Origin of the sequence: Glutamicibacter sp., from assembly GCF_050701915.1 — a bacterium.
Classification (GTDB): domain Bacteria; phylum Actinomycetota; class Actinomycetes; order Actinomycetales; family Micrococcaceae; genus Glutamicibacter.
Genome location: NZ_JBOGEG010000060.1, coordinates 1 through 9,421, shown reverse-complemented (window position 1 = coordinate 9,421; position 9,421 = coordinate 1). Strand labels below are relative to the sequence as shown.

At 62.7% G+C, this 9,421-nt stretch carries 9 protein-coding genes; 4 read left to right on the top strand and 5 right to left on the bottom strand.

Features of this window, described 5'->3' with window-relative positions:
• Nucleotides 1–50: 50 nt before the first annotated feature.
• Complete coding sequence (locus ACRDT3_RS18710; protein WP_431494423.1) at nt 51–1,466, bottom strand: GntP family permease; 1,416 nt, start codon at nt 1,464–1,466, stop codon at nt 51–53.
• Between the two features lie 66 nt (nt 1,467–1,532).
• On the bottom strand, nt 1,533–2,039 hold the full coding sequence (locus ACRDT3_RS18705; RefSeq protein ID WP_431494422.1) for a gluconokinase: 507 nt from the start codon (nt 2,037–2,039) through the stop codon (nt 1,533–1,535).
• 320 nt (nt 2,040–2,359) lie between these two features.
• Between ACRDT3_RS18705 and ACRDT3_RS18700 the strand changes: the two genes are divergently transcribed.
• Entirely contained in the window at nt 2,360–2,620 is a 261-nt protein-coding gene (locus tag ACRDT3_RS18700) for a GlsB/YeaQ/YmgE family stress response membrane protein (protein ID WP_431494421.1), read from the top strand.
• A gap of 184 nt (nt 2,621–2,804) precedes the next feature.
• Nucleotides 2,805–3,494 (top strand): PAQR family membrane homeostasis protein TrhA, encoded by a 690-nt coding sequence (gene trhA, locus ACRDT3_RS18695; protein ID WP_431494420.1) that lies wholly within the window; start codon nt 2,805–2,807, stop codon nt 3,492–3,494.
• 84 nt (nt 3,495–3,578) lie between these two features.
• On the opposite strand, the gene ACRDT3_RS18690 is transcribed toward trhA, so the two are convergent.
• From ACRDT3_RS18690 to ACRDT3_RS18680, 3 genes are all read right to left on the bottom strand, one after another.
• Nucleotides 3,579–4,853 (bottom strand): MFS transporter, encoded by a 1,275-nt coding sequence (locus tag ACRDT3_RS18690; protein ID WP_431494419.1) that lies wholly within the window; start codon nt 4,851–4,853, stop codon nt 3,579–3,581.
• Entirely contained in the window at nt 4,850–5,995 is a 1,146-nt protein-coding gene (gene argE, locus ACRDT3_RS18685) for an acetylornithine deacetylase (RefSeq protein ID WP_431494418.1), read from the bottom strand. Before argE ends, ACRDT3_RS18690 begins: the two co-directional genes overlap by 4 nt.
• Before the next feature lie 116 nt (nt 5,996–6,111).
• Nucleotides 6,112–6,753 carry a TetR/AcrR family transcriptional regulator C-terminal domain-containing protein gene (locus ACRDT3_RS18680; protein ID WP_431494417.1) on the bottom strand — a complete coding sequence of 214 codons (642 nt, stop codon included), beginning with the start codon at nt 6,751–6,753 and terminating at the stop codon, nt 6,112–6,114.
• A 94-nt stretch (nt 6,754–6,847) separates the two neighbouring features.
• Here ACRDT3_RS18680 and ACRDT3_RS18675 point away from each other — a divergent pair, with 94 nt between their 5' ends.
• Together ACRDT3_RS18675 and ACRDT3_RS18670 are read left to right on the top strand one after the other, a co-directional pair.
• Nucleotides 6,848–8,071, top strand: coding sequence for a glycosyltransferase (locus tag ACRDT3_RS18675; RefSeq protein ID WP_431494416.1), 1,224 nt, complete (start codon nt 6,848–6,850; stop codon nt 8,069–8,071).
• A gap of 75 nt (nt 8,072–8,146) precedes the next feature.
• Nucleotides 8,147–9,373 carry a methyltransferase gene (locus tag ACRDT3_RS18670; RefSeq protein WP_431494415.1) on the top strand — a complete coding sequence of 409 codons (1,227 nt, stop codon included), beginning with the start codon at nt 8,147–8,149 and terminating at the stop codon, nt 9,371–9,373.
• Nucleotides 9,374–9,421: the final 48 nt, after the last annotated feature.

The window sequence follows — 9,421 nt, the reverse complement described above, 5'->3', positions numbered from 1 at the left end:
GATCTGCATCGCTGCCCCCGGCGGATTATTTGTTCGACTTGCTGCCGCCTTTAGGCCAGCGCGCTAGCCAGGCCGTAGAGCACCATGACGCAGGCGAAGCCGACAACCGAGACCAGTGCCTGGCCAACGGTCCAAACCTTCAAGGTGGTTGGCACATCGATGTCCAGGAAGCGCGAGATCAGCCAGAAGCCCGAGTCGTTGACGTGTCCGGCGAAGACCGAGCCCGCTGCCAGTGCCAGCACCATGGCGGCGACCTGGAATGCGCTCAGCGAGGAATCCGCCAGAACGGCCGGCTGGATGATGGCGGCCGCCGTGGTCAGCGCTACGGTTGCCGAACCCTGGGCCAGGCGGACGATGGCCGCAATCAGGAAGCCGGCGACGATCAGCGGCATGCCCACCGATTCAAGCGAGGTGGCAATGGCGTTGCCGATGCCGCTGGCACGCAGCACGCCGCCGAACATGCCACCGGCGCCGGTGATCAGGATGATCGAGCAGACCGGGCCCAGCGCGGAGTCCACGATGGTTTCGGTAAGGGTCTTGTCCTTGCCCTTGCGGAAGCCCAAGAGGAACATTCCCAGCAGCACGGTGATCAGCAGGGCCACCGGAGTTTCACCCAGCAGGCGCAGCCAGCGAACCCACGAGGTTTCCGGGTCTACGACTCCGGCGGAGCCGAGCATGTTCAACCCGGTGTTCATGAAGATCAGCAGCAGCGGCAGCAGCAGCAGGCTGAAGACGGTGCCTACGGAAGGAGAGGACTTGAAATCCTCCTTCGATGCACCGTTGCCCAGTGCCGCATCCAGGATATTCGGTACCGGGATGTTGAACTTCTTGCCGACGAACTTTCCAAAGAGATGGCCAGCAACGAACCACGTTGGAATCGCGACGATCAATCCGAGCACCAGCACGAGCCCGACGTTGGCTTCCAGCAGGCCGGATGCGGCCACAGGCCCTGGGTGCGGCGGAACGAAGACGTGCATCACCGAGAATGCGGTGGCCGATGGGATTGCGTAGAGCAGCAGCGAGCCGCCCAAGCGGCGGGCCACGGTGAAGATGATCGGCAGCATGACTACCAATCCGGCATCGAAGAATATCGGGAAGCCGAAGAGCAGCGAAGCAACTGACAAGGCCAGCGGTGCGCGCTTCTCGCCGAACTTGGAGATCAGCCAGCTGGTCATTACATCGGCGCCACCGCTGGTTTCCAGCATGCGTCCGAGCATTGCGCCGAGGCCGACCAGCAGGGCCACACTGGCCAGCGTGGAGCCGAAGCCGCCGGTCAGCGTCGTGATGACCGATTCGGCGGGGATGCCGGAAGCTACTGCGGTCAGCAAGCTGGTGAGCACCAGTGCGAGGAACGCGTGGACGCGGAAGCGGATAATCAGCACCAGCAGCAACGCTACCGCGGCGACCGCCAGCATCAGGAGACCGGGCGTACTTAGCGTCCAGTTCAGTTCAAGCTCATTTGTCATTGTCTTCCTTGATCAATGGGAGGCTTATGCCATAGGTGGTCTGTGGATTGCTGTCAGCACACTGTACTAGGACAGTTTGGCGATCAGCTGGCGAACGATGTCCTCGGGGCTATCTGCAATATCGGCACTGAGCACCGGCTCGTCCGCACCTGGAGCTTCAAGCGTGGCCAACTGGCTGTCGAGCAGGCTGGTGGGCATGTACTCATGCGAGCGCGCGTTCATCCGATCCCGAATCAGGGTCGGAACACCGGTGAGGTGAACAAAGATCGTTGCTGGCTCCAGGCTCCGGATGAGATCGCGGTAGCTTCGCTTCAGTGCCGAGCAGGCAATAACCAGCGGCGCTTCGCGCCGATTGCTTTCGGCCAATTTGGAGCCGATCAGCTGCAGCCACGGCTCGCGGTCAGCGTCATCCAGCGACTGCCCGGCGGCCATTTTTTCCTTGTTGGCCTTTGGGTGCAGGCTGTCGCCATCAATGAATTCATGTTCAAACTGGTCAGCGAGCAGCTGCCCGATGGTGGTTTTGCCACTGCCCGAAACACCCATAACAACAATGGGCGGGACTAGTTGATTCATGCATTCACTCCGTTGCGTGCAAACTAATATCTGACTTAAGGTATCACCCAAGTCATAAAATCTGATTTAACCAGACTAGGAGTGGCCTGGGATACTGTCAACAAATTTTGCCGAGTAATTCCAGACCTCGTGCGAACACTCTGGTCAGCACCTGTATTTTCAACATAAAACGTGAAGCCTTCAACCAGAGGTTGAACCAAGTCTTTTAAAACCCTGATATTTGGCGAGTATTCAATAGAGCCCCTGCTCAAACCCATGTAGTGTCTCGTTTTAAGTGGATCAAATCCGACCACTACACAGTCTGACCTTTGGAGCGAATTATGGGATTCATTGGATGGATCGTTTTGGGCCTGATTGCTGGCGCAATCGCAAAAGCAATCATGCCTGGCAAGCAAGGCGGCGGCTGGATTGCCACCTTGGTACTCGGTGTCGTTGGCGCGATACTCGGCGGCTGGCTCGGAAGCCTGATCTTCGATGTAAAGCTCGACGAGTTCTGGAGCATCTCCACATGGCTCCTTGCCATTGGCGGCGCCCTAGTCGTCCTGGTTATTTGGGGATTCATCACCAAAAAGCGCGGCTAATCTAGCTTTGCTATCGCTAGCCCCACCTAGCTGCACGACAGAACCCACCGATTAGCAGCGCTTGCTGTTGATCGGTGGGTTCCTTTTTGCCGCGCGCACCCTCTTGCCTCAGCTACTCGCCAGTAATCTGCCGTAGAATTCGAGCACAGGGGATTAATCCCCGAGCACGACTTTAAGGACGGCCATGGCTACCGCACCGCTACCCCCTGCAGGCAAAGGCCGGGCAGCGCGCACCTTCGCGCACATCGGCACCGAGCGCACTCGTTGGCGCGGACTCATCCACGCCTGGTCCACCCCGGGCATCATCATCATGAACCTCGTGCTGATCGTGCTGGCAGACGGGCGGCTGGCCGAATGGACCACAGCCGTCTTCGCCCTCTGCTCGATCCTGCTCTTTGGCACCTCGGCGCTCTACCATCGTGGCAACTGGACCGACAAGGTGATGGGCCTGTTCCGGAGGGCTGACCATGCGAACATTTTCCTGCTCATTGCCGGCACCTACACGCCGGTTGCAGCACTGACCTTGCCTGGCAGGCAGGCGATTATCGTTCTTTCCATCATCTGGGCCGGTGCGCTGGCCGGGATTGCCATCAAGTCCTTCTGGCCCGCTGCGCCGCGCTGGGTGGGAGTCGGCCTCTACATCCTGCTCGGGTGGGGTGCGCTGATGCAGCTTCCGGCATTCTGGGCAGCTAATCCCGCGGTGATGATCTTGATTCTCGCTGGCGGCTTGGCCTATACGGTCGGGGCGGTTTTCTACGCCACCAAGCGGCCAAATCCCCTGCCGAGGATTTTCGGATTCCATGAGCTGTTCCATGCCTGCACCGTCGTGGCCTTCCTATGCCATTGGACGGCCGTACTCCTCGTCGCCCTGTAAGCATGCGAATCACCTGAAAAAGAGGGATCGCCGGAAGTTTCACGAAGAAGCTTGCGGCGATCCCTCCTTGCAGGCAGATCGTCTCTAGCGCTGGCCGTAGCGCTTTCGCACGATCACCAGTCCAACCAGCGAGATCACCGAAATCGCCATGTAGTACAGGCTCGGAGCATCCAGCGACCCGGTGAGGTCCAGCAGCCAAGTCAGTACCAGCGGTGCGATGCCGCCCAATAGGGTCACGCCCACGTTGTAGGCCACCGACAGTCCCGAACCCCGGATGGCAGCCGGGAAGAGATTGGAGAGCAACGCCGGCAGCGGGCCGAAGTAGAAGGACATGATCACGCCGAGGACCGCGATCACGATAACCATCACGATGACGCTCGGGTTCGAGGTCATCAGCTTGAACAGCGGGTAGGCCAGCACGAACGCCGCGACCGCGGCATAGGTCATCACCCTGGCCGGGCCAATGCGGTCAGCCAGATGGCCCACCAGCGGGACGCCGCACAGCGTGATGATGCCCGCCGAGATGCCGCCCAGGAAGGCCGCATCGGCAGGGATCTTCAGGTTGGTGACGGCGAAGGTGGGCATGTAGAGGATCATGTACACCGAAATGGTCGCCACGCCAATGGTTGCCACTGCGGCCAGCAGGCGGCCGTAGTGCTGTGCGAACAGCGTGCCCAGTGGCGATTTCTCCTTGGCAGCGGAAATGAACTCCTCGGTTTCCTCCAGCTTGGCGCGGATATACAGGCCCACCGGCCCGATCAGCAGGCCAACAAAGAACGGCACGCGCCAGCCCCAGCTCTCCAAGGCTTCTTGGCTCAGCCCAGTGGTCAGGAAGTAGCCGAAGGCAGAAGCCAGCAGCATCGATGCACCCTGGCTGGCGACCTGCCACGAAGAGTAGAACGCCTTCTTATGCGGTGCAGTTTCAATCAGGAATGCAGTGGCCGTGCCAAATTCGCCACCGGCAGAGAATCCCTGGATCATGCGCGAGAGCAAGATGATCAAGGCACCAGCCACGCCCGCCATTTCATAGGGCGGAGCCACGGCCATGATCAGCGTACCGAGCATCATCAGGCCCAGCGTGAGGGTCAGCGCGTTCTTGCGCCCCTTGCGGTCGGCGTAGCTGCCCAGCACCATGCCGCCCAGGGGGCGGATCAGGTAGGAAATCGCGAAGGTGGCGAAGGTGAGAATCAGCGCGAACGTGCCATCTGATTCCGGATAGAACACCTTGGCAATGGTGGTCGCGAAGGTGGCGTAGACAATGATGTCGAACCATTCCAGCGCCGCGCCAATGGAACTGGAGATGACAGCCTTGCGGGCTTTGGCGATCTGCTCGGGCGTCGCCTTCAATTCGGCGCTCATGAGCTCAGCTGCGCAATCAGCGAATCGATGAAGTTCTCGCACGCCACGATCTGCTCCAGCTCGATGTATTCGTCCGGAGCGTGCGCCTGGGCGATATCGCCAGGGCCGCACACCACGGTGGGGATGCCGGCCGCGGCGAACAGCCCGGCTTCGGTGCCATAGGTGACCTTTTCATCGGTGGCAATGGCGCCGCAGGCGGCCGCGAAGGATACGATCCCTTCTCCAGGTGCGGTATCCAGCCCCGGAGCGCCCGCCTGCTGCGAGAACTGCACGGAGCAGTTCGGGTTCCGCTCGCGCATCTGGGCTTCCAGCTTGGCCGCTTCCTCGCCGAAGCGCGCGGTCAGCGCCTCGCGGTCCACCACCGCGAGCGAGCGGTACTCGAAGAAGACCACCGCCTGCGAGGGAATGGTGTTCACCGCGATGCCGCCGTCGAACTTGTTCACGTTCATGGTGGTGGTCGGCTCGATGAACGATTCATCGCGCGGGCCATTGCTGCGCAGCTCGGCTGAAACCTCTTCGACGAAATTCGCGAAGCGCAGCGCATAGGAAATTGCGTTGACCCCTTCGGAGGGCAGCGAGGAGTGCGCTGCGACGCCGTTGAATTCGGCACGGAAAACGTTCATCGACTTGTGGCCGCGGATCGCCCGCATGCTCGATGGCTCCCCCACGAAGCATCCGCGCGGTGCCAGGTTCTCGTCAACTATTTTCTGCACCAGCGAAACCGCGCCGACGCAGCCGACTTCTTCGTCGTAGGACAGCGCCAGGTGGATTGGTTCGGCAAGTTCAGCGCCGGTGAGCTGATCCAGCTTGGCCAGGATCACCCCGAGGTAGCCCTTCATGTCGCAGGTGCCGCGGCCATAGAGCTTGTCTCCGCGCACCTGGGCATCGAATGGATCGCTGCTCCAGTTCTGCCCGTCCACGGGTACCACGTCGGTGTGCCCGGAGAGCACAATGCCGCCGGTGCGGGTTCCATCTGCGGCGGGGATGGTGGCCAGCAGGTTGGCCTTGGTGCCCTCCTCGTTGTGGATCAGCTGGGAGCTGATGCCATAGGCGTCCAGCTTCTTCACGACATTCTCGATCAGCGCAAGGTTGCTGTCGCGGCTAGTGGTGTCCACGGCGATGAGCTCGTGGATTTCTTTCATGCTTGCTTCGCTGGGCGCGGGCATTTCAGCTCCTGGATCTAGGCAATAATGCTATGGATTCATGCTTCCATATTGCCCCTGCACCACCTAGAAGATGTCAAAGAATGGCCATTTGGCTAGTCGGGAATAACACCGGCACCACGCAGATAGTTCATGATCGCGTTCTCGAAGGCATATTGCTGGTCCACGGGCCTTGCCGCTTGGCCCAGCGCGGCTGACAGGTGGGGGTAGCGGCCTGTTTCCAGCTGCGCGAACAGCGCCGCCGGGTCTTGGGGCTGTTGCTCGCTTTGCTCATTCAGCGCGAACGCTGCGGTGATGGCGTTGAGCATCGCCAGGCAATGCAGCTTGGCCCCTGCCTCCAGCCCGCTGCCTTCCAGGGCGGCTAATCCGTGTTCCAGGTATGCCAAGGCGTTCGGGCCCATAGGCGGCTTGCCCATGGCCAGCGCCGGGACCCAGGGATGCCGGCGCATGATCTGCAGGCCTTGGGTGGCCAGGCCGAGAAGCTGCTGGGCAGCGGATCCGGCCAGCGATTCCAGTTCATATTCCGCGCTGATCTGCTCGACCATGAGGCCGGTGAGCTCTTCATGGGACTGAACGTAACGGTACAGGGAGGCGGCTCCGGCTCCGATCTTTGCAGCAACGGCCCTGATGGACACCGCTCCGATGCCTTCGGCATCGGCTAGCGCGATCGCCGCCAGGGCGATCTTGGCCCGGGAGTGCCGGGGCCTGGGCCCGGTGCGAGGCTGGTTGCCGGCCATCACTTGTCCTTTCCTGCAGGGCGCGTCACGCGCCGCTCTCTGGCTGTATAGTTAACCGCGAACACTGTTCGCAATTAACTCTACAGGAGGACCCATGCGCTTGCTGATGATCGCGCCAGGAACCCGCGGCGATGTCGCGCCGATGGCCGGCCTCGGCCAGAATCTGGCGGCTCATGGTTTCGACGTGGCTATCGCGGCGAACCCTGCATACCAGGACGTTGTGGTTTCGGCAGGCTGCCGCTTCCGGGAGCTGCCCGGGGACATGAGCGCCCTGGTCAACCCGGCAGCGCCGGGTGCCAAAGCCAGCCCCAAGGACCTGCGCCGGTACCTCCGAGAGCTGCAGGACTATTTCGAACTGGCCGCCTCCGGAACGATGGCCGCGGCCGAGCACGGCGCCGATATCATCATGGCCAATGCGGTAGCGCCCTACGCCTACGATGTGGCCGAAGCCATGGGCATCCCTGCCATAGGCGCGCACCTGCAACCCAACGAACCCAGCGCAGCGTACTCCCCCATGGCTTTGGGCGCATCGCGCAGCTTCGGGCCGCTGGGCAACAAGGTGCTGGGCCAGCTCTTCGCCGCCTCCAAGGCGCCCTATGATCCGCCAGCAAAGCGGGTGCGCGAATCCCTGGGACTGCCCGCGCGCAGCCGGGCGTCCTCCGAACGCCTGCGCCGCCAGCACCGGAACCCGATTCTCCACGGCTTCAGTTCAGCGATCGTTCCCCGCAGCGCGGATTGGCACGAAGGGATCGTCAATTGCGGGTACTGGTGGCCGGCGGCTGATCCCGGGTGGACCCCTTCGCAGCGGCTGCTGGATTTCCTCGACGACGGGCAGCCTCCGGTCTTCATTGGGTTCGGCAGCACGCAGGCGCTGGAACCGGAGTTCATCGTGGATGTTGCCCGGCGCACCGGAAGGCGCACCATCGTGCAAGGGGAAGCGGAAATCGACGAACCCGGAATCTTGGGCATCGGCGCGGTACCGCACCACTGGCTGTTTCCGCAGATGGCGGCCGTCGTGCACCACGCCGGGGCTGGCACCACGGCCGCTGGCCTGCGGGCAGGCGTCCCAGCAGTTCCGGTTCCGGTCTTCACCGATCAGCCGTTCTGGGCCCAGCGCATCCACCGGCTCGGCGCGGCTGCAGCGCCCATTGCCTACAAGCACTTGACTGCGCAGCGGCTCGCGTCCTCGATTACCGGGGTCCTGGCCAATGCGGACCTGGCCGACGGCGCCCGGCGAATTGCCCGGCAGCTGGCAGCCGAATCGGACAGCTCGATTCCGGTGATCAGGATCCTCGAACAGCTGCGCGCCAGGCGCTGAGCCAGCTAGCCTGGCCGGGACCGGTAGAATTGGAAGTCCAGCCCCTCGCAACGGTACAGCTCATGCGCGGTTGCCATGCGTTTGAGCAACGCTGATCGACAGGGCCATCCCATCGCTTCCCATTCCGCCACCGCCCCTGGAACTGTTTCCTGGGACCACGAAGGAACCAGCACCACGGCCATCTGGCTGTCCGCCAATTCCCGCCGGGCACCGGCACAGATCGTAGTGGCCGATGACCGGTTGAGCGCAGATGCGGCCATGCGCCATGCCGCCCGCGGCACGGCCATGCTGTGGACCGGCGACTTCCACAACGCCAAGCAGCTGCTCGCTGCCATGGACCGGCGCATGGCCGCCGCCAACGCGGCCAAGGCAGGCAGCTCGAAGGCCAAGAAGAAGGACCTGGATGATGCGCAGAAGTTCTACGCCATCCGGCAGGCCCGGGCCCAGCGTTCGCGGATGCTGTCACTGATCCTGGTTGCCTTGGATTTCCAAGCCGAGGACGGCCTGGCAGTCCTGGACTTGCCCCGGGCGCCGATCGTCGGACCGGCGGTTGCATTCGGCTACGAGCAGGCCGCGGACCTGGCCGGCCACCGCGCCGTGGCCAGCTTGCAGGAATTAGCTGGCATGCTCAGCGCCCACCAGTGGTTCCTGAAGGGTGTTGAGGTCCCCGCGCTGGGAGCGAAAATCCATCCGGCCTACGGGACGTTCATGCCCACCCGGCAGGAATATGTGGATCTGGTCGCGGTTGCACCGCTGGAGGATCTCTCGCTGGCTTTCGACGTCGGCACCGGAACCGGAGTGCTCTCGGCAGTGCTGGCCCGCCGCGGGATCAAGCAGGTCATCGGGACCGACATCCACCAGCGCGCGGTGGACTGCGCCAACGACAACTTCGCGCGCCTGGGCATCGCCGCTGCCGCCCATGCGCAACTGACCAGCATGTTCCCCGAAGGACGGGCACCGCTGGTTGTGTGCAATCCCCCGTGGCTGCCGGGCAGCGCGCCGAGCACCCTGGACGCGGCGATCTACGATCCGGAGAGCAAGATGCTGATGCAGTTCCTGCGCGGATTGCCCGGCCACCTGACCGAGAACGGCGAAGGATGGCTGATCATCTCGGATCTCGCCGAGCTGCTGGGCCTGCGCACCCGCGCGCTGCTGCTGGAGGCCATCGAGGCGGCAGGCCTGGAAATCATCGACAAGATCGACACCGCGCCAAGGCACCACCGCGCGCAGGATGCCGAGGACGTGCTGCATGCGGCCCGTTCGAAGGAAGTCACTTCGCTGTGGAGGCTCAAGGCCAAGTAGGCCTGGCAGCGTTCCATGCAGAAGCAGCAAGGGTGCCCGCGTATTACG

Excerpts from the sequence above, each read along its gene's own strand:
- ACRDT3_RS18710 (WP_431494423.1), bottom strand. The coding sequence starts at position 1,466 with ATGACAAATGAGCTTGAACTGAACTGGACGCTAAGTACGCCCGGTCTC.
- ACRDT3_RS18705 (WP_431494422.1), bottom strand. The coding sequence starts at position 2,039 with ATGAATCAACTAGTCCCGCCCATTGTTGTTATGGGTGTTTCGGGCAGT.
- ACRDT3_RS18700 (WP_431494421.1), top strand. The coding sequence starts at position 2,360 with ATGGGATTCATTGGATGGATCGTTTTGGGCCTGATTGCTGGCGCAATC.
- trhA (WP_431494420.1), top strand. The coding sequence starts at position 2,805 with ATGGCTACCGCACCGCTACCCCCTGCAGGCAAAGGCCGGGCAGCGCGC.
- ACRDT3_RS18690 (WP_431494419.1), bottom strand. The coding sequence starts at position 4,853 with ATGAGCGCCGAATTGAAGGCGACGCCCGAGCAGATCGCCAAAGCCCGC.
- argE (WP_431494418.1), bottom strand. The coding sequence starts at position 5,995 with ATGAAAGAAATCCACGAGCTCATCGCCGTGGACACCACTAGCCGCGAC.
- ACRDT3_RS18680 (WP_431494417.1), bottom strand. The coding sequence starts at position 6,753 with ATGGCCGGCAACCAGCCTCGCACCGGGCCCAGGCCCCGGCACTCCCGG.
- ACRDT3_RS18675 (WP_431494416.1), top strand. The coding sequence starts at position 6,848 with ATGCGCTTGCTGATGATCGCGCCAGGAACCCGCGGCGATGTCGCGCCG.
- ACRDT3_RS18670 (WP_431494415.1), top strand. The coding sequence starts at position 8,147 with ATGCGTTTGAGCAACGCTGATCGACAGGGCCATCCCATCGCTTCCCAT.